The sequence below is a fragment of the Achromobacter sp. GD03932 genome, assembly GCF_029839485.1.
Taxonomy (GTDB): Bacteria; Pseudomonadota; Gammaproteobacteria; order Burkholderiales; family Burkholderiaceae_B; genus Achromobacter; species Achromobacter bronchisepticus_A.
This window is the reverse complement of the sequence record NZ_JAOCAT010000013.1, coordinates 36,794-52,967: the sequence shown is the minus strand read 5'-3', so window position 1 is coordinate 52,967 and position 16,174 is coordinate 36,794. Positions and strand designations below refer to the sequence as shown.

The window sequence follows — 16,174 nt, the reverse complement described above, 5'->3', positions numbered from 1 at the left end:
TCGCGTTGCCGGGCGGCGCGACAGGCGCCGCCCGGTACTGTCCCGGCTTGCGCCGGGCGCAGTTACTTTGCCTTTTGCTTGTCAAGCTGCTGGAAGTGTTCTTCCATGGCCTTGTTGACCTTCTCCTGAACTTGATCCACGCTGAACGTAGCGGGACGCTGGCTCGGCGGATACTTGAGGAACGTATCCAGGAACGCGGTGGCCTTCATTGTGGCGATGGCGGTCAGATAGGCGTTCTTGGCCAGCCAATCGTTGTACTGGTCCGACGTAATGTCGGCGCGCTCGTACGGGTCCATGCGCAGGTTGAAGATCTTCGGCAAGCGCAGGCAGACGAATGGGTCCTGCCAGATGTTGAGATTGCCGGGAGCCCGCTGCTCGCAGAACACCGCCTTCCAGTCGCCAAACCTCGCCCCGACCAGTACGCCGTCGTCATTGAAGTAGAAGAACTCGTCGCGCGCACTCTTGTCCTGCTTGCCGGTCAGATAGCCCAGCTGGTCGTAGCCGTCCAGATGCACCTTGAACTTGGTGCCGCCGGCCTGCGGCGCCCAGCCATCCAGCAGCCGTTCCTTGATGGTGGTGTCGCCCGTGGCCGCCATCAGGGTCGGGAACCAGTCCATGCCGGATACGATGCCGCGCTTGATTTCCCCGGCGGGGATCTTGCCCGGCCAACGCACCATGGCGGGCACGCGGAACGCACCTTCCCAGTTGGAGTCCTTCTCGCTGCGGAATGGCGTGGTGGCGGCGTCCGGCCAGGTGAAGGCATTGGGGCCGTTGTCGGTGGTGTAGACGACGATGGTGTTGTCGGCGATGCCCATGTCGTCGAGCTTCTTCAACAGCTTGCCCACGTCCTGGTCATGCTCCCACATGCCGTCGGCGTAATCATTGCCGGGCATGCCGCTCTTGCCCTTGTGTTCGGGCCGGATATGCGTATAGATGTGCATGCGCGTGGTGTTCATCCACACGAAGAACGGCTTGTCTTCCTTGCCGTGCTTGTCGATGTAGTCGATCGCCGCGCCCACGGTCTCGTCGTCGATGGTCTCCATCCGCTTGGTGGTCAAGGCGCCCGTGTCCTGCACCTTGCCGTCGGCGGTGGCCTTGATCACGCCGCGCGGCGAGAAGTTCTTGACGTAGGGATCGTTGGGGTCCTTGGGCCAATACGGGCGCTCGGGCTCCTCCTCGGCGTTCAGGTGGTAGAGATTGCCGAAGAACTCGTCAAAACCGTGGCGCGTGGGCAGGTACTCGTCCCGGTCGCCCAGGTGGTTCTTGCCGAATTGGGCCGTGGTGTAGCCCTGCGACTTCAAGGCCTCGGCGAGCGTGATGTCGCCCTTCTGCAGCCCCACGGTCGCACCGGGCATGCCGACCTTGGACAGCCCTGTGCGCAGCGGCGACTGTCCCGTGATGAAGGACGAGCGACCTGCCGTGCAGCTGTTCTCGGCGTAGTAGTCCGTGAACAGGATGCCTTCCTTGGCGATCCGGTCGATATTCGGCGTGGTGTATCCGACCACGCCATGCGTGTATGCGCTGATGTTCGCCTGCCCGATGTCATCGCCGAAGATCACCAGGATGTTCGGCTTTTTGCCTGAAGCCGCCGCCTGGCCCTGATTGGCCGCGGGCGCCTGGGTTTGCGCCTGCGCGCTTGCCAGTGCCATGAGGCCTGTTGCGGCGAAGAGCGCCGCGCTCAACAGTTTTCTTGCGTTCATCGCTTTCTCCTGACCCTTGCGGGCGGTTCCCAGTCACGTAAACGAATCACTGTGTTTCAAATGCGTATACCCTTCTCCACTCCTTTGCCATGTCCACGATTACCCAACCCTGTTGCTGCGCTTCATCCAGCGCACGGTCCAGCCTGCCGATCCTGGAGTCCCGGTCATAAGCCCACTCGCGCCGGGCATCGGTGTGATGCACCAGGCCCATGAAACGCTTGCCGCTGCCGGCCGCCGTCCATTGCAGCATCTGCAGGTCGCCGTCCGAATTGCCGAAGGCGAAAATGGGCTGGCGGCCGATGAACTTGTTGATGGCCACGGGCTTGCCCGGGCCGTCGTCGTTGAAGTCAAGCTTGGGCGTGCGCATCAGCACGGGCTTGCCGTCCTGCATCTGGAACTCGGTGACGAAGGTGGTGCCTATCACCTGTTCGGGCGGAATGCCGTAGACGTCCTGCGCCCAGGCCCGCATGAATTCCACTTCGCCGCCCGAGACGATGTAGGTCTTGAAGCCGTTGCCGCGCAGATAGTCCAGCAGCTCCAGCATCGGCGCATAGATCATGCTGGTGTAGGGCTGCTTGAAGCGCGGATGGCGGGCGGTCTTGATCCATTGCCGGACCTCCGCGCCGAAGGCCTGCGTCGTCATGTTGGCGTGGGTGGCGCCCACGATCTTCAGCAGCCCTTCCGTGCCCGAGGCGGCCAGCGCCTGGCGGTCGCCCTCGATCGCGGCCTTGTAGGGTTGCTCGGCCGCCCATTCGGGATGCTGGGGCGCCATGGCCTTGACCTGGTCCAACGCGAAAATCAGCTGGAAGTACAGGGGCTGTTCGCTCCACAGCGTGCCATCGTTGTCGAACACCGCGATGCGGTCGGCCGGCGCCACGTAGTCCCGGCTGCCTTCCGCGGTGACGGCTTGCACGAACCCAAGAATGGCCTGGCGCGAAGGCCCCTCGTTCCAGGACGGCAGCGGCGTCTGCGCGCGCGCCAGGCCGGCCAGCAACAACAGGAGCAGCAGCGCGAACCAGCGGCGGGCAAGCAAAGGCGTCGTCATGGGAGATCTCCGGGAAGTTCGCCGGGCGGCGTGTCCGCCAGTCCGCGCGACGACGCGGGCGGACGGGGGTTCAGCGCAGGCAGGTCGGCCGTGCCGGCAGGCCGCGCCGCGGTGCGCAAGCTCCGACGCCAGCGCGGGAACATCTCGCGCAAGCCTTGCCAGCCCCGCGCCGCGTCCGGTTCGCGGCCATAGCAGGCCCGCAGGGCGTCGTCGCCCGCTCGGCGCAGCGCCGGTTCCAGACTGGCCGTCCCCTGTGCCAGCGTGGCCGCGCCGCATGCGCAGCGCAGCCATGCGTACAGCGCGTCCATGCGCGGCTGGGGCTGCGCCAGCAGGCGGCGTAGGGTCATTGCCGCATAGGGTTCGGACGCGCGCCATTGTTCGCGCCGCGCCCGCAGTCCGGCCCGCATGCGGGCCAGCGTCCGCCGCAGCCAGGGCGCGCCCAGCCAGCAGGCCAGCGCCGCCAGCGCCACGCCCGCGGCCAACGCCAGCCATCCTCCCGGGATCCGCACCTGCACTTGCCGGCCCATGTCGCGCAGGTCCTGTTCGACCGAGAATGGCGCCTGGTAGGCGGCGCCCGCCTGCGCTTCGAAGCGTTGCGCCGGCAGCGTCACGCGCTCTTCCTTGTTGGCCGCGATGTTCCACCAGCGGATCTCGACCGCCGGCAGTTCGTAGGCGCCGCCGCGTTCGATCACATAGTCCAGGCGGTCGACGCGCTGTCCGCCGAGGAAGCCGCCGCGGCTGTCGGAGATCTGCGTCAGCTGGGGCTCGGACGGGTACAGCTTCAGACCCGGAACTGCGGCTGCGGCGGCAGGCGGGATCAGCATGGCCTGCGCGCCCTGGGCCTGCACGGTGATGACGCGGCTGACGTGGTCGCCCACGGCGGGCGGCTCGGCCGAATAGCGGATCTGCTGGCTCGCCTGGACCGAGTTTGCCGCCAGGAGGCGGCCCGCAACTCCACCGGCTACCCCGCCCGGCGGTCCGGCGGCGCGCACCTCGAGCGGGCGCGTCTGCGCAACGAGGGGCGCCGTCGCCTGCCCCACCTGCGCGCTGACCTGGATGGCCGGCACGCGCAAGGCGCCCGCCGCCTCGGGACTGACCAGATAGGCGTAGCGCAGTCCGTTGTAGGCGACGCCGCCAATGGTGGCTCGGATGATGGTGGCCTGTCCCGACGGCCCCGACACCAGCGCGCCCGGAATGTCCAGGGCCGGCATCTGCGGGGGCTGGGTGAACCAGGTCGAAGTCAGCACGTCCACCTGCAGGATGGCGGTGGCGCCGGCCGTCAGGTCGCCGGGAGTCGCCATGCGCGCCTCGGCGTGCAGCTGCGGCCCGGCTTCCGCCTGCTGGGCGCGCGCCACGCCTGCGCACAGCCCCAGGTGCAGCAACAGCAGCAGGCCCAGGCAACGCAGCAGCGCGGCATGGCGGCGGATCATGGCTGTTTCCCCTGCGCCGGCGCGGCCTTGCGTGCGTCTTCGATGGCGAATTTCTGCTTCAGGAAGCCGGCCGGCGACAGGCTCAGGTTGCGCAGCCAGACCTCGTCGGACGCGGCTTGCGGCGTTTCCGTGCGCATCATCTTGCCCGCGCCCTTGTCGCTGTCCACGCGGGTCTCGTCCGGCTTCTCCGAATCGTCGTCCTGTTGCTCGCTTTCGGCGGCGGCGATCAATCTGGCGACCAGCTCGCGGTTTGCGCGCGCTTCGGGGAAATCCGGCCGCAGGCGCAGCGCCTGATCGTATGCCGCGAGCGCCGCTTCGTAGCTGCGCAGGCGGACCTGGGTATTGCCCAGATAGAAGTCGCCTTCGGGCGTGTCCAGTTTGGCGAATGCGGCCAGCGCCGCCTGGTAGTCGCCCGCGTCGTAGGCGGCTCGGCCTTTCCAGTAAGGATCGGCGTACAAGGCCGCGGCCTCGGCATAGCGCTTGTGATCGTAGGCCCAGCGGCCCTGCTGGTCGGGCGTGAAAAAGGCGTCGGCCAGCGCGCCTGCTTCCGCGCGCGGCGCATGCAGCGCGGCCGTGACGGCGAGCAGCAGGCAGGCCGTCCAGTTGATGTTCCAGCCGCGCCGCAGCGCCAGCAATGCCAGCAGCGCCAGCGGCCAGCACAGCCAATAGCCCGCGTCCTTCCAGTGCAGCGGCTTGTCCGCGTCCTGCACCTCCTGGAAATGCCGCTCGGCATGCAGTGTTACCCAGTCCAGGTCGTCGTCGTTCAGGGTCAGGCTGCCCAGGGGCGCGCGGGCGGCTTGCGCCAGCTGTTTCAACGCATCCTCGTCGAAGCTGCCCAGCAAGGGCCGGCCTTGCGCGTCGATGCGCGGCCGGCCGCGGGCGTCGCGCACCACGCCGCCATCGCGCGTGCCCGCCGCCCACACCAGGACCTGGAAGGAATTGGCTCGCGCCAGGCGCTCGACCTCGGCCAGTTGGCGGGTGTCCGCGCCGTCCGTCACCAACAGCAGAGTGCCGCCCGCCTCGCCCGATTGCAGCAGGCTGGCGGCCAGCGCGATCGCGCCCGCCGCGTCCTTGCCGGGCGCGGCGATGAGCCCGGTGGACAGGGCCTGCACGAACATGTCGGGCAAGGCGGGATCGTCGGTCGGCGGCAGCACCAGATGCGCCGAGCCGGCGTAGGCGATCAGGCCGGTCTTGGCGCCTGCGCGCCGCTTCAGCAGATCGCGCAGCTTGCGTTTGGCAGCCTCCAGCCGGCTGGGCGGCAGATCCGCTGCATCCATCGAAGGCGACAGGTCGACCGCCGCGATCAGGGGCGCCAGATTGTCCAGGAAGGCCGGGCGGTCCTGTTGCCACGTCGGTCCCGCGGCGGCGAGGCCGCCCAGCGCCAGCAAGGCGGCCAGTAATTGCACCGGCCGCGGTCCGCGGCTGCCTTGCGTGCGCACGGTCAGGTGTGGCAGCAGCGCCGGCGCAATGTTGCTGCGCCAGCCGAGCCGGCCGTCCTCGCCGCGCCGCCGCCAGAGCAGCAAGGCCGCGGCCACGACCGCCAGCAGCCACCAGGGGCGCAGGAAATGGAAGGCGCTCAGGTCGATTTCCATCCGCCCTCCTCCACGCCGCTCTTGCCCTGCGCCCCGGCGCCATGACGCCAACCGCGCAGCGCGGCGCCCAGGTGCCAGCCAGCCAGCAGCAACAGCGCCAGGCCCAGCGGCACCCAGAAGAAATCCTGTTTGGGCTGGTGGCGCAATTCGCGCACTTCATGCGGCGTGATACGGTCCAGTTCGGCGTAGACCTGCCGCAGCGAGGCCTGGTCCTGCGCCGGGAAAAAGCGGCCGCCGGTCTTGGCGGCGATCGCGCGCAAGGCGTCGAAATCGACCTTCTCCTCGCCCTGCGCCTGCGGATCGCCTATGCCCACCGTATGCACGACGATGTGGCGCGCGGCCGCCATGGCCGCGGCGCGGTCCGGCGGCACGGCGCTGCCGGTGTCGTTGCCGTCGGTCAGCAGGATCAGGACCTGATCGTGTTCGCCGGCATGCTCGAACTGCTTGATCGCCACGCCGATGGCGTCGCCGATGGCGGTATTGGGACCAGCCATGCGCGTGCTTACCTGCCCCAGCAGCAGCTTGAGCGTGGCGTGGTCCTGGGTCAGCGGCGCCTGCGGATAGGCCGCGGTGCCGAACACGATCAGTCCAAGCCGGTCGTCCTTGCGGCGGTCGATGAAGTCGGCCACCACTGCCTTGACGCCGCTCAAGCGGTCCTCGCGGCGGCCGTCCGGCGCGACGAAGTCCTCGGTCTCCATCGATTGCGAGATATCGATGGCCAACAGCAGGTCGCGCACCGGCTGGCGGTGCTCCAGCGGCGGCTCGACTCGTTCGGGCCGCGCCAGCGCCAGGACCAGCAGCAGCCATACCAGCGCGTTCAAGGCCAGCTGCCAGCGGTCGCCGCGCACCCCGGGGCGCCGCGGCGTCTGGCCGGTGCTGCGCGCCACCGATTCAAAGAACGGAATCCGTACGGCGCTGCGCCGCTGCACATAAGGCGGCAGATAGCGGTATGCCAGCCAGCCCAGCGGCAGCAGCGCCAGCAGCCAGGGATATTCAAGCCGCCACATGATGACGCTCCATCCATTGCCGGCTGGCGGCGAACAAGGTCCGCACGCGCGCGGGGTCGATGGCCCGCAAGGCTTCGGGTGGCGCATAGGCAAGCGCCCTCAGCAGTACGGCGGCGTCGGGCGGAAACACGGCTGCGCCGCCATCCATGAAAGCGACCCACTCCGCGCCTTGCAGCGCGCCCACCCGGTTGCGGTCGGCGGCCGCCACCGACGACAGGCCGACGCGTTTGAGCAGGTCCGGCAAGGCCCGCGCGGCCAGCGGATCCGCCTGCGTTTCGCGCCGCAGCGCTTCCAGCATGCGCAGGCCCGCGCGGCGGTAGCCATTGCGCCGGTGGCGGCGCGCCATCCGCCACGCGGCCCATGCGGCCAGCGCCAGCGCCACTGCCAGCAGGACCAGCCAGCCCCAGGTCTGCGGCCAGTAGCTGACTGGCTCGGGCAGCGGCAGCTGCCGCAGCTGTTCGATGGACGGGGCGGCGTCGGCGTTCATGCCCGGCCCCGGGTTTGCGCAACACTGGCCTCGCGGCCGAGTTCGCGGCGCAACTGCGCCACGGTGTCGTCCGCCGTGTCGATGGACAGCAGCGGCACGCGGCTGCGGCGCAGCAAGTCGGCCACGTCCTGCAGGCGCCCGGAAAAGAACGCCGACAACGGCTCGCGCACCTGCTTGCGATCCGCCGCGACCTCGACCTGCAGCTCGCCCTGCGTCACCACCAGCCGGCCGCTCAAGGGAATGCGCAACGCCAGCGGGTCGTACACCAGCGTTGCGACCACGTCATTGTGCGCGGCCAGCGTGCGCAGCAGGCGCAAGGTAGCGCTGTCGGCGCCGGCAAAGTCGCTGATCAGGCAGACCAGGCAATCATGCGGCGCGTGCGCCAGCGCCCCTTGCAGCGCTTCGTTCAGCCGTCCGGATGCGTCCACGTCGGGCTGGTCCGCGCCCATGGACTGGCTGCGCCGCGCAATGGCCGCGAACAGCGCCTGGATGCGTTCGCGGCTGCGCAGCGGGCGCACGCTGTCGATGCCCGCATCGCTGAACACCAAGCCGCCCACGCGGTCTCCCGCCAGATAGGCCATCCAGGCGGACAGCGCCGCGACGCGCGCGGCCACCACCGACTTGAAGCTGCGCACCGAGCCGAAATACATGCCCATGCGCTGGTCCACCACCACCAGCGCCGGCCGGTCGCGTTCCTCGCTGTAGGTGCGCACATAGGGCTTGCCCAGCCGCTGCGAGGCGCGCCAGTCCAGCTGGCGCAGATCGTCGCCGGGCAGGTAACGGCGCAACTCCTCGAAGTCCAGGCCGCGCCCGCGCAGGCGCGAGCCATGCTGGCCGGCCAGGATGCTGCGCACCGGCTGGCGGCTGAAGAACCCCAGGCCGCGCGCGGCGGGTTGCAGCGCCATCAGGTCCGTGATGCGGACCTGGACTTCCGGGGAAGGAGCGGCGGACGGCATGGCGCACTCAGACCGGCACGGCGACCGTGTCGAGCAGCCTGCCTATCACCTGGTCCGCCGACACGCCGTCGGCGACCGCGTCATAGGACAGGTGCAGGCGATGCCGCAGCACCGGTCGGGCCACGCTGCGCACATCATCGGGCGAGGCATAGTCCTGCCCCGCCAGCCAGGCGTGGGCGCGCGCCACCTTGTCCAGCGCGATCGCGCCGCGCGGGCTGGCGCCGACCTGGATCCAGCGCGCCAGGTCGGCGTCATGCCCGGCCGGGCTGCGGGTGGCGTTGACCAGGTCCACCAGGTACTGGTCCAGCGCCTCGGACACGTGCACCCGGTCGACCTCGGCGCGGCACGCGAACAGGTCTTCCTGGCTGAGCGGCGCGGCGGCGGGTTCCGCGTCCTGGCGCGATTCGCCGCGCAGCATGGCCAGCATCTGCCTTTCGCTGGCGGGGTCGGGATAGTCCAGCACGATCTTCATGATGAAGCGGTCCATCTGCGCTTCGGGCAAGGGATAGGTGCCCTCCTGCTCGATCGGGTTCTGGGTCGCCAGCACCATGAACAGCTGCGGCATGCGGTGGGTCGTGCCGGCCACGGTGATCTGGCGTTCCTCCATGGCTTCCAGCAGCGCGGCCTGGACCTTGGCGGGCGCGCGGTTGATCTCGTCTGCCAGGATCAGGTTGCCGAACAGCGGCCCCTGCTGGAACTGGATGCGGCTGGCGCCCTGCGCGTCCTGTTGCAGCACCTCTGCGCCGGTGATGTCCGAAGGCAGCAGGTCGGGCGTGAACTGGATGCGGCTCATGGCCGCGGCCAGATGCTGGGCCAGCGTCTTGACGGTGCGGGTCTTGGCCAGCCCCGGCAGACTTTCCAGCAGCAGGTGGCCATCGGCCAGCAGGCCCAGCAGCACTTCGCGGATGACGGCGCCCTGCCCCAGCACGGCGCGCGCGATGGCGCGTTCCAGTTCCAGAATGCTGTCGCGGTTACTCATCGGCATACCCTCTCCTGCGTGATCGATGGTTTGCCGGCTAGCGGCTGGCGACGCCGTTCCTGGCGGTCTGGGCCAGTTTCCATTGTTCGGGCGTCATGACGGTGCGGAAACCCAGGTGCGACATGCCGTTCATGGGGTCCGTGCCGCGCCGGGCGCTGGTGCGGTAGCTGATGCAATAGGTGTCGCTGCACAGGAACGAGCCGCCTCGCGTCACGCGTTTGGGCGCGGCGGGCGGAACGATGCCGTCGTCGGGGTCGTAGCTGTCGGCCGGCCCCGCGGGATCCGCGGGCGGCTGGCGGTACTGCGCCTGGATCTTGAAGGCGTCGGCGCGGTACCAGTCGGCGGTCCATTGCCAGACGTTGCCGGCCATGTCGTACAGCCCATAGCCATTGGGCGAGAAGCTGCCCACCGGCATGGTGCCGACCTGCACCTTTTCGTCCTTCACCACAGGAAACGGCTGCTGTTGCTGCGTGTCCCAGATATTGGCCATGGGCTTACCCTGAGGCAGCAACTCCTCGCCCCAGGCATAGGTCGCCTGTTCCAGCCCGCCGCGCGCGGCCATTTCCCATTCGGATTCCGTCGGCAGGCGCTTGCCTGCCCATTTGGCATAGGCCGTGGCGTCCTGGTACGACACCTGCACCACGGGGTGGTCGTCCTTGCCGGCGATGGAACTGCCCGGGCCTTGCGGATGACGCCAGTTCGCGCCGGGCACATAGCGCCACCAGCGCGAATAGTCGCGCAGGGACACCTCGCTCTCGGTGCCGACGAACACCATGGCGCCGGGCACCAGCAGGCTGTCGTCCGGACGCGGCGTGCCGGGCGGCAGCTGCACCTTCAAGTCGTCCCATCGAGGCTTTTGCTCGGCCGTCGTGACGTAGCCGGTGGCCTCGACGAAACGGCGGAACTGCGCGTTGGTCACGTCGTTCACGTCCATCCAGAAGCCGCTGACGGATACCTTGTGCGCCGGCATTTCATTGGGCTGGGCCAGTTTGTGGCTGCTGCCCATCAGGAACTCGCGTCCCGGCACCCAGGCCATGCCCGCCGGGCCGCTCTTGCCGTCGCCCAGCACCACCTTCACCGCTTCGGGCGGCCCGTTCTTGCCCATGACCACGTAGGCCGTGCTGGCGCCCGCGCCCAGCACCACGCCGGCCAGCAGCAATGCGCTGGCGTAGCGTGTCTTTCCCTTTGTCTGGTTTGCCATTGCTATCACCCGAAAGCTGATGGTTCAGGTGCGGCCGTGCCGCGCCCGGGGCTGGCAGCCCCTTGAAATCGTGCTGACGTTCAGAACACCAGCGTCGCGGTCGCCATGACCGTGTCGTTGCTGTCCAGACGCTTCGTGCTGCTGATCGTGGGTACCCAGCGCAGGCTCAGGGACAGGGAGCGTTTGTCCGCCAGCTTCGTGTCATAGGTCACGATCGGGCCCAGCGCCCAGTCGCGCCCCTTGAAGCCGTTGAGTCGGTCGGCGGTCGGCCCCGAATCGCTGCCCAGTTGCTGGATGGTGCCCAGGATCAGGCCCGCGCTCACCCCGTTGCTGAAGATCTTGCGGCCCATCACGTCCATGCTGAACAGCGGCGCGTTGCGATAGTCCGTGGCGTTGTTGCGGGTGTAGAACTGGACGCCGGCCACGGTGTCCAGTTGAAAGCCGGATTCCGGAAATATCTTGGTGTAGGCCACCTGGGGAATGAAGGTCCAGTTGTTCAGGCTGGGGTTGGCCATGTCGTTGGCGTTGTACTTGCCGGTGGGCGCCCAGATGTTCAGGCTGAGCGCCATATGGGAGGTTTCGGAAAAGTGATAGCCCGCGATGATGGGCGAGAAATACAGGTCGAACAGGTTCGAGGCAGTGTCGCTCTGCTCCACGTTGCGCCCGCCCGGCCCCGTGACCGTGGAATTCACCTTGTTCCAGACATAGGGCAAGGTGAAGCTGGAAGCGAAGTTCCAGCGGCCGGGGCCGGTGTCCCAGGTCTTGAGCACGGTGGCCAGGGTGAACGCGACTTTCGCGTCCAGGCCCAGCGAAGTGCGGCCCCCTACCGGCACTTCGCGGCTGCCGCCCACGCTGCCGTCCAGGTAGATCTGCGACAGGTTGACGGCCCAGATGGGCTCGGGAGAAACGATGCCGGCATTGGGCTGCACGTTGGTGCCGGTGATCTGGCGTCCCAGCGCCCCTTCGGTGGCCCAGGCGGACGACGGCAGGACCAGTCCGGCCAGCACCGCCAAGCACCCAGCAACTGCCGCAATCGCGCTCTGCATGCCTACACTCCGCAAGATCGGAAAACGCTGACGGGATCAATTCCCGAAGGTGATGTTCAAACCGGCGAACAACGTGAACTGGGGCAGGCCCTCTCCCTTGTGCGCAACCGTCCATTGCGGCTCCGCGAACGCGTTGAAGATGTTCTTCCCGACACGCCAGGCCTTGCCCGCGCCCAGCCCCAAGGGAATGTAGTAGTCGTTCTTCTGCAGATCGAAGGTCCAGGTTGCGGTGGACCTCAGGTACCAGCCTTGCGGCAGGTTGCGTATCAAGAACGGCTGGAAGGTGGCGGTATGCACGGTGTCGCGCGCGGCCTGGCCGGCGAATGAATGCTGCCATTGCACCAGCGCGCCCAGCAGCCCTTCCTTGCTGGAGTGCACCGCCACGCCGGCCAGTCCGGCGGACCATTTGCCCGCGCCCAGCTCGCTGCCGGTCGCGCTGGGCATGGTCAGCATCGGTCCCACGCCCAGATCCACCGCGCCCTGCTGCAACAGGAAAATGTCGAACACATTGATGTCGCCCAGGCCAGTCTTGTAGCTGCCGTCGGCCTGCGGGCGCGTACTGACGGGGGCCGTGATGCGGAATATCTGCGGCACGCCGACCAACTCGCCGGGCGCGACAGGAATGGTCGGCCTGATCAGGAAGTCGTTGGTGTGAGCGTTGCTGCCGAACAACTTCGGCGTGTAGTAATTCTGGAAATTCAACGACGCCGCCAGGTTCAGCGGGTTGTTGCTTTTGTTGGCGTCATCCGCCGACTGGGACTGGGCGTGCGCAAGCTGCGCAAAGCACAGCGGCGCAGCCATCATCAGCCACGCCGCGATTCCTCTTCCACCTATTTCCTTGAATGCAGACTGCGTACTGCCCATGCGATGTACCCCGGAGAGAGATAACAAAATGCAAAGACGCGCCGTGCGGAAATGCTGATCTCGGCAAGCCGTGCCGAGATCCAAAGTCGTGAAATCTGTCGCAATCTTCGCACAGAGTTTTACTTTCACCAATACTCGCCATAGGCCGTAACCCATTGCGTTCAGGATGAAGAAAGGTTATTGCGCAGACAAAAAAACGGGGATGCCCTCAGGCATCCCCGTCGTGGCGCTGGCGCCGGCCTTGCAACATCAGCCGGCCTGCGGCGCCTCCTGCCGCATCAGGCTGGCGCGCACCTGATCGATGCGCAGGCCGTCGCGGCGGGTGACCTCGAAGCGCCAATCGCGCCACTCGATCGCGTCCCCGGCTTCGGGGATCCGGCCGCCGGCGCGCAGCAGGCAGCCCGCCAGCGTGGCATCCGGGTACTCCTCGGCCAGGTCCGGCGCGTCCAGCAGGCGCGCGGCTTCCGCAACTGCCAGGCGGCCTTCCAGCAGCCAGGTTCCGTCCGCCAGCTGCAAGGCTTCGGGCTGGTCTTCCTGATGCTCGGGCAGGTCGCCCGCGACGGCGGTCAGCACGTCCATGGGCGTGATCAGGCCTTCGCACACGCCGTGCTCGTCGACCACGATCAGCATGTGCTCGCGCGAACCGCGCAGCTCATCCAGCACCTTGAGCACCGGCATGGTTTCCATCACATAGCGCGGTTCGCGCGCCAGCTCCACCAGATCGATCGGGCCAGGGTTCTGCAACAGCGGCAATACGTCCTTGAAGTGCAGCACGCCCAACACATTGGACGGATCGCCCGCGCAAAGCGGCAGGCGCGAGTGGCCGCTGCCGAACTTGCGCACGATGATCTCCGGCGTATCGGCCACGTCCAGCCAGACCATGTCGCCGCGCGCCACCATGATGGAACGCACGTCCCGCCCGCCGATCGACAGCACGCGTTCGATCATGGTGCTTTCCTCGGGCGCAAAGGCCGGTTCGCCGTCCGCGCCGTCGACCAGCGCGGCCACCTCGTCGGCCTGGCCGGCGGCCTGTCCCGCACGGCCGGCGCGCAGCAGGCGCAGCACGGCCTGCGCGGTGCGCTGGCGGCGGCCCAGGGCGTGCGTGCCTTTGACGCGGTTGCGGCGCGCCAGCTGATTGAACAGCTCGATCAGGATCGAGAAGCCGATCGCGGCGTACAGATAACCCTTGGGCACGTGGAAGCCCAGGCCTTCCGCCACCAGGCTGAAGCCGATCATCAGCAGCAGGCCCAGGCACAGGATCACCACCGTCGGGTGGCGGCCCACGAAAGCCATCAGCGGGCGGCTGGCCAGCATCATCACGGCCATGGCCACGATCACCGCGATCATCATGATGCTGAGGTCCTGCACCATGCCCACGGCGGTAATCACCGAGTCCAGCGAGAACACCGCATCCAGCACCACGATCTGCAGGATCACCTGCCAGAACACGGCATGCTGCGGCTTCTGGCCCTGCTCGTGGCCGGCGCTGCCTTCCACGCGCTCATGCAGCTCCATGGTGCCCTTGAAGAGCAGGAACAGGCCGCCCAGGATCAGGATCAGGTCGCGTCCGGAGATCTCCGCTCCCAGCAGCGTGAACATGGGTTCGGTCAGCGTGACCACCCACGCGATGCTCGCCAACAGGCCCAGGCGCATCACCATCGCCAGCGTCAGGCCGATCAGGCGCGCGCGGTTGCGCTGCTCGGGCGGCAGCTTGTCGGCCAGGATGGCGATGAACACCAGGTTGTCGATACCCAGCACAATTTCAAGCACGACCAGGGTCGCCAGGCCCAGCCAGGCGGTGGGGTCGGACATCCAATCGAAAATCATCGAGGTTCCATGCAAATCGGGACCGGGCGCCATGCGGCGCCGGCCAGGATCAAGGGGAATGCGCCGCGGATGCGGGCATGAGGCTCAGTGCGGGCGCGAACGGCCCCAAGGACGGCCGGCGGAGCGCGACCGCCCAGGCGCGGCGTGGCCGCGGCGGCGAACATGGAGTCGGCTTGCGGGCTGCGCGCCCGGGCCGTGGCGGGAAGATGGGGCATCGGGCGCCGGCTTGCTTGCGGCGCCCTGCTAGGGGGTGGGTCTTCAGTCATAGATGGCGGACGGCTCAGGCTGCCGGGGCAGCAAACGGATAGAGCGCCCGCCTTGCTCTCTTTCTTACGGGAAACTGAATACTACATGAATCCGGTCTCTCCCGCATCCGACGAAGCCCAGGCAGGCCATGCCGCGGACGCCCTTCTTTCGCGGCATTTTTACTGGTGTTTACCCTAGGTCGGCGATATACTGCGGGCACCTTCAACTCACCAGAGATCAATGTGGACAACGACGGATGTAGTCGGAACACGACTGCAAGCGCCGCTTGACGCAGGATCCGCGGAAATAGTCCGCGCCGGTCCTGTCTGACAGCCAGGACCCGGCTCTTCGGTACCCGACACGGGACCGCCAGCCCTCTCCCCTACTGCTTGCCGACGCGATGCGTTGCGCCTTGTTGCGCGCGCCTGCGCACCGGCCTGGCGGCGCATGCATGTGGACCTGCCACCGTACTCCCCGCTAAGGAGACGATCATGCGTATCAAGCAATTCCTGCCCTTCCTGGACCGGAGCGGCGCGGCCGCGCCCATGGCGGCCGCGTCCAAGACGGCCCCTACCACCTACCAATTCACCATCGTGAGCCTGGGCGACACGCTCAACGCGCTGCGCAAGCAGCTCTACTACGAACTGCGCGACCTGGACTTGCGCGTGCTGGCGGTGCGGATTTCGCGCGCCGAATCGGACCAGCTCGCATCCACCGTCGTCACGCTGCATTGCCCGCCGCATCTGCGCAATCTGTTGGGCGCGGTGGCCTTGCGGCTGGGCCAGAGCCCGGACGTGCGCCGGGTGCACTGGGAATGCGAGTCCGGCGCGGCCATTGCCGTGCTGCCCGCCTGACGCCAACGCGGCCAGGAGGCTGTCATGAAAGATCCGTACAAAACCCTGATGATTGCGCGCGTCGTCCTGCTGGCGCTGATCTGGCTGGCCGGACTGCTGCTGGTCCTGGCGTCGGTCTGGCGCCTGCCCTGAGTCCGCCCGCGCCCATCCATAACATGCTGAAGAAGAGAGAAGAAGATGAAGAACTTCGAAAACATCCAATTCATCACGCTGGCCAATACCCTGGTCAGCCTGCTGACCGCGTTCGTGCTGGGCTCGGTGGTCGGCTTTGAGCGCCAGTTCCGCCAACGCACGGCCGGCCTGCGCACCAATGTGCTGGTGGCGGTGGGCGCCGCCATCTTCGTGGACCTGGCGTTCCGCGTGGGCGGCGCCGATGGCGGCTCGCGCGTCATTTCCTACGTGGTCTCGGGCGTGGGCTTCCTGGGCGCCGGCGCCATCATGCGCGAAGGCGGCAGCATCCGCGGCCTGAACACCGCCGCCACGTTGTGGGGCTCCGCCGCCATCGGCGCCTGCGCGGGCGCATCGTTGATCCTGGAAGCGGTTGCCGCCACCGCCTTCGTGCTGGCGGCGAACACCTTGCTGCGTCCGGTGGTCAGCTACGTCAACCGCCAGCCGGTCGACTCGCAGACCACCGAAGTCACGACCGTGATACATGTAATCGCGAACGTGGAGCAGCGGCAGGCGGCCATGACGGTGCTGGAAGACGTGCTCGAAACCGAACAGCTGCCCCTGTCCGAACTGAAGATCGACCAGTTCGGCGAGAACGAAGTCGAAATCGAGGCGGCGTTGAGCGAGGCCTCGGTCGACGAGCTGGACCTGGACCGCGTGACCGCCAGCATCGCGGCCTCGCCCGCCGTGCGCACTGCCTTCTGGGCCGCCCGCACCGTGTAGCGCCGCCCGCCTGGCGCAACGCCGCCGAGGCCGGATCCCAGCGCCGCCC

Annotated in this window: 14 protein-coding genes; 2 read left to right on the top strand and 12 right to left on the bottom strand. The window is 67.8% G+C overall.

The window, feature by feature from the left end:
• Positions 1-62 precede the first annotated feature (62 nt).
• From N5C88_RS14040 to N5C88_RS13985, 12 genes are all read right to left on the bottom strand, one after another.
• A complete protein-coding gene (locus N5C88_RS14040) occupies positions 63-1,700 on the bottom strand; it encodes an arylsulfatase (RefSeq protein ID WP_280015523.1) in 1,638 nt (545 codons plus the stop codon).
• 46 nt (positions 1,701-1,746) lie between these two features.
• A complete protein-coding gene (locus N5C88_RS14035) occupies positions 1,747-2,745 on the bottom strand; it encodes an HAD family hydrolase (protein WP_280015522.1) in 999 nt (332 codons plus the stop codon).
• Entirely contained in the window at positions 2,742-4,175 is a 1,434-nt protein-coding gene (locus N5C88_RS14030) for a hypothetical protein (RefSeq protein ID WP_280015521.1), read from the bottom strand. The genes N5C88_RS14035 and N5C88_RS14030 overlap by 4 nt, the downstream gene beginning before the upstream one ends.
• On the bottom strand, positions 4,172-5,767 hold the full coding sequence (locus tag N5C88_RS14025) for a VWA domain-containing protein (protein ID WP_280015520.1): 1,596 nt from the start codon (positions 5,765-5,767) through the stop codon (positions 4,172-4,174). Before N5C88_RS14025 ends, N5C88_RS14030 begins: the two co-directional genes overlap by 4 nt.
• The gene (locus N5C88_RS14020) at positions 5,752-6,774 is read right to left on the bottom strand and encodes a VWA domain-containing protein (RefSeq protein ID WP_280015519.1); all 1,023 of its coding nucleotides are present in this window, start codon (positions 6,772-6,774) and stop codon (positions 5,752-5,754) included. The genes N5C88_RS14025 and N5C88_RS14020 overlap by 16 nt, the downstream gene beginning before the upstream one ends.
• Entirely contained in the window at positions 6,761-7,261 is a 501-nt protein-coding gene (locus tag N5C88_RS14015; RefSeq protein ID WP_280015518.1) for a DUF4381 domain-containing protein, read from the bottom strand. Before N5C88_RS14015 ends, N5C88_RS14020 begins: the two co-directional genes overlap by 14 nt.
• Positions 7,258-8,217, bottom strand: coding sequence for a DUF58 domain-containing protein (locus N5C88_RS14010; protein WP_280015517.1), 960 nt, complete (start codon positions 8,215-8,217; stop codon positions 7,258-7,260). The genes N5C88_RS14015 and N5C88_RS14010 overlap by 4 nt, the downstream gene beginning before the upstream one ends.
• A gap of 7 nt (positions 8,218-8,224) precedes the next feature.
• Positions 8,225-9,196, bottom strand: a complete 972-nt coding sequence (locus N5C88_RS14005) for a MoxR family ATPase (RefSeq protein WP_280015584.1) — start codon at positions 9,194-9,196, stop codon at positions 8,225-8,227.
• A 37-nt stretch (positions 9,197-9,233) separates the two neighbouring features.
• Positions 9,234-10,397 carry a formylglycine-generating enzyme family protein gene (locus tag N5C88_RS14000; RefSeq protein ID WP_118933045.1) on the bottom strand — a complete coding sequence of 388 codons (1,164 nt, stop codon included), beginning with the start codon at positions 10,395-10,397 and terminating at the stop codon, positions 9,234-9,236.
• 80 nt (positions 10,398-10,477) lie between these two features.
• Entirely contained in the window at positions 10,478-11,443 is a 966-nt protein-coding gene (locus tag N5C88_RS13995; protein WP_280015516.1) for a transporter, read from the bottom strand.
• A gap of 36 nt (positions 11,444-11,479) precedes the next feature.
• Positions 11,480-12,247, bottom strand: coding sequence for a hypothetical protein (locus N5C88_RS13990; RefSeq protein WP_223283310.1), 768 nt, complete (start codon positions 12,245-12,247; stop codon positions 11,480-11,482).
• Positions 12,248-12,556: 309 nt separating this feature from the next.
• Entirely contained in the window at positions 12,557-14,134 is a 1,578-nt protein-coding gene (locus tag N5C88_RS13985) for a TerC family protein (protein WP_059376066.1), read from the bottom strand.
• Between the two features lie 737 nt (positions 14,135-14,871).
• Here N5C88_RS13985 and N5C88_RS13980 point away from each other — a divergent pair.
• Both N5C88_RS13980 and N5C88_RS13975 read left to right on the top strand, forming a co-directional pair.
• Positions 14,872-15,234 carry a hypothetical protein gene (locus tag N5C88_RS13980; protein WP_118932419.1) on the top strand — a complete coding sequence of 121 codons (363 nt, stop codon included), beginning with the start codon at positions 14,872-14,874 and terminating at the stop codon, positions 15,232-15,234.
• Positions 15,235-15,411: 177 nt separating this feature from the next.
• Positions 15,412-16,125 (top strand): MgtC/SapB family protein, encoded by a 714-nt coding sequence (locus tag N5C88_RS13975; RefSeq protein WP_119449206.1) that lies wholly within the window; start codon positions 15,412-15,414, stop codon positions 16,123-16,125.
• Positions 16,126-16,174: the final 49 nt, after the last annotated feature.

What these genes read in the sequence shown, in the direction of transcription:
- N5C88_RS13980 (WP_118932419.1), top strand. Translation starts at nt 14,872, where the DNA reads ATGCGTATCAAGCAATTCCTGCCCTTCCTGGACCGGAGCGGCGCGGCC.
- N5C88_RS14005 (WP_280015584.1), bottom strand. Translation starts at nt 9,196, where the DNA reads ATGAGTAACCGCGACAGCATTCTGGAACTGGAACGCGCCATCGCGCGC.
- N5C88_RS13985 (WP_059376066.1), bottom strand. Translation starts at nt 14,134, where the DNA reads ATGATTTTCGATTGGATGTCCGACCCCACCGCCTGGCTGGGCCTGGCG.
- N5C88_RS14010 (WP_280015517.1), bottom strand. Translation starts at nt 8,217, where the DNA reads ATGCCGTCCGCCGCTCCTTCCCCGGAAGTCCAGGTCCGCATCACGGAC.
- N5C88_RS14025 (WP_280015520.1), bottom strand. Translation starts at nt 5,767, where the DNA reads ATGGAAATCGACCTGAGCGCCTTCCATTTCCTGCGCCCCTGGTGGCTG.
- N5C88_RS14000 (WP_118933045.1), bottom strand. Translation starts at nt 10,397, where the DNA reads ATGGCAAACCAGACAAAGGGAAAGACACGCTACGCCAGCGCATTGCTG.
- N5C88_RS14015 (WP_280015518.1), bottom strand. Translation starts at nt 7,261, where the DNA reads ATGAACGCCGACGCCGCCCCGTCCATCGAACAGCTGCGGCAGCTGCCG.
- N5C88_RS14020 (WP_280015519.1), bottom strand. Translation starts at nt 6,774, where the DNA reads ATGTGGCGGCTTGAATATCCCTGGCTGCTGGCGCTGCTGCCGCTGGGC.
- N5C88_RS13990 (WP_223283310.1), bottom strand. Translation starts at nt 12,247, where the DNA reads ATGATGGCTGCGCCGCTGTGCTTTGCGCAGCTTGCGCACGCCCAGTCC.
- N5C88_RS14035 (WP_280015522.1), bottom strand. Translation starts at nt 2,745, where the DNA reads ATGACGACGCCTTTGCTTGCCCGCCGCTGGTTCGCGCTGCTGCTCCTG.
- N5C88_RS14040 (WP_280015523.1), bottom strand. Translation starts at nt 1,700, where the DNA reads ATGAACGCAAGAAAACTGTTGAGCGCGGCGCTCTTCGCCGCAACAGGC.
- N5C88_RS13995 (WP_280015516.1), bottom strand. Translation starts at nt 11,443, where the DNA reads ATGCAGAGCGCGATTGCGGCAGTTGCTGGGTGCTTGGCGGTGCTGGCC.
- N5C88_RS14030 (WP_280015521.1), bottom strand. Translation starts at nt 4,175, where the DNA reads ATGATCCGCCGCCATGCCGCGCTGCTGCGTTGCCTGGGCCTGCTGCTG.
- N5C88_RS13975 (WP_119449206.1), top strand. Translation starts at nt 15,412, where the DNA reads ATGAAGAACTTCGAAAACATCCAATTCATCACGCTGGCCAATACCCTG.